The sequence below is a fragment of the Sebaldella sp. S0638 genome (assembly GCF_024158605.1).
Taxonomy (GTDB): domain Bacteria; phylum Fusobacteriota; class Fusobacteriia; order Fusobacteriales; family Leptotrichiaceae; genus Sebaldella.
In genome coordinates this window covers 1-1,741 of the sequence record NZ_JAMZGM010000236.1, presented here as the reverse complement: position 1 = coordinate 1,741, position 1,741 = coordinate 1, and the positions used below count along the sequence as shown (strand labels likewise).

At 31.2% G+C, this 1,741-nt stretch carries 3 protein-coding genes; 2 read left to right on the top strand and 1 reads right to left on the bottom strand.

Annotated features, from left to right (window positions below):
• Window positions 1-50: 50 nt before the first annotated feature.
• The gene (locus tag NK213_RS19910; protein ID WP_253352585.1) at window positions 51-221 is read right to left on the bottom strand and encodes a hypothetical protein; all 171 of its coding nucleotides are present in this window, start codon (window positions 219-221) and stop codon (window positions 51-53) included.
• A gap of 215 nt (window positions 222-436) precedes the next feature.
• Between NK213_RS19910 and NK213_RS19905 the strand changes: the two genes are divergently transcribed.
• Window positions 437-889 carry a GspE/PulE family protein gene (locus NK213_RS19905; RefSeq protein ID WP_371926476.1) on the top strand — a complete coding sequence of 151 codons (453 nt, stop codon included), beginning with the start codon at window positions 437-439 and terminating at the stop codon, window positions 887-889.
• The gene (locus tag NK213_RS19900) at window positions 889-1,542 is read left to right on the top strand and encodes an HAD-IB family hydrolase (RefSeq protein ID WP_253352583.1); all 654 of its coding nucleotides are present in this window, start codon (window positions 889-891) and stop codon (window positions 1,540-1,542) included. Before NK213_RS19905 ends, NK213_RS19900 begins: the two co-directional genes overlap by 1 nt.
• Window positions 1,543-1,741 lie beyond the last annotated feature (199 nt).

Here is a 1,741-nt window from a genome sequence, read left to right as displayed (position 1 = left end):
TCATAATAAAGTCCTCCTGTTTTTAGTTTATCATAAAAAGATTTTTTTATTTACAGACTTTTTATCACAGGCTCAATGGGGATACTATCCAACATGAGAAATTCTCCAACAGCAGTATCTCGAATAGAATATCCGTGATATTCACTAATTCCAAGTTTATTAATCATATTTATGATTTCTTGTGATTTTTCAAAAAGTTTATTTATTTTTTCTTTTGTCAATTTTATCAACTCCTAAAATTTGATTTTTTTTATAAAGAATGATAAAATCAAGTCAGTAGGAATGATTTATCATTCAGAGGAAGCTGAGATATGCTTCCTCACTTTTCTAAATGTGTGATTAAGTATATTTTATGTCTTGTTTTTGAAATTGTTTCTTACATTATATATATACAATTTTGAAAAAAATTTTTTCGCCTTAAGGATGTGAACCAGATATAGTAATAATAGGTGAGGTAAGAGATGGAGAAACTGCTGAAATTGCAGTAAAAGCTGCGTTGACTGGGCATTTGGTAATTGCTACAATACATACCAATGATTCGTTGTCAACTATTTTTAGATTAGTGGATATGGGAATTCCGGAGTACCTGATTTTCAATTCCCTAAATGGTGTGGTAGCGCAGAGGCTTGTACGGAAAGTATGTCAGGAATGTCTGGGGAATTCATGTTCTTCGTGTAATTCCGGATACAGCGGAAGGGTGAATATAAATGAAGTTCTTGTCTTTGATGACACTGTACATGAGTTATTCAGAAAGACAGATTCTCTGAGGGAAATTAAAGAAAAAATCAAAGAAACCGGATTTAGGGATATGATGGATGATGCGTCTGAAAAAGAGAAAGAAAATATAATAAATAAAGAAGAAATTTACAGAGTTTTAGGAGAGCTATGATGAAGGAATTATCAGTTTATGATTTTGATAAAACTATATATAACGGGGAAACTCTGAATGACTTTTACAGATTTTACCTGACAAAAAAGCCATGGAAAATTTATACTGTATTTTTTCAGTTGTGGTATTTTTTATTGTATGTATTAAAGATAATAAGTCTGGAGAAATTAAAAGAAAAGTTTTTACGCTTTTTAAATGGTGAAAGTATAAGTGATATAAAGGATTTAACAGGAAAATTCTGGGAAAAAAGAGAAAAAAAAATAAATCCATGGGTAAAAGATGAGGTGTTAAAAAATAAGACGGAAACAGAAATTTTGGTGGCAATATCTGCATCTCCGACATTTATAATAGCCGATAAGCTGAAATCTATGGGGTTTGATGTAGTGATAGGTACGGATTTTTTGTTTGAAGGGGAAATATTTCATTCGCATATAACAACTAAAAACTGTAAAAATATTGAAAAAGTAAGAAGAATGGATAAATGGGCGGAAAATAGCAGCATAGAGTACAGAATAGTGAATTTTTATTCAGACAGTATTGCCGATAAGCCGCTTTTTGATCTGGCAGATAATAAATACTGGGTGAAAAAAGGACTGTTAGAAAAAGGAATGCCCCAAAAGAAAACGTTTATTGACAGATTATTCTGGAAGTAAGTAAAGTATCAATATTCGGCTGATTATTATATAGCTGAAAAGCTCCAAAAGGGTTGCAAAGCCTAAAAAAATATGATATAATTACACATAAAATTTAATGAAATTGTAGGAGGAGAATTACAAATGGCAAAAGCTAAATTCGAAAGAAGCAAACCACACGTAAACGTGGGAACAATTGGTCACGTAGATCACGGGAAAA

Excerpts from the sequence above, each read along its gene's own strand:
- NK213_RS19900 (WP_253352583.1), top strand. The coding sequence starts at position 889 with ATGAAGGAATTATCAGTTTATGATTTTGATAAAACTATATATAACGGG.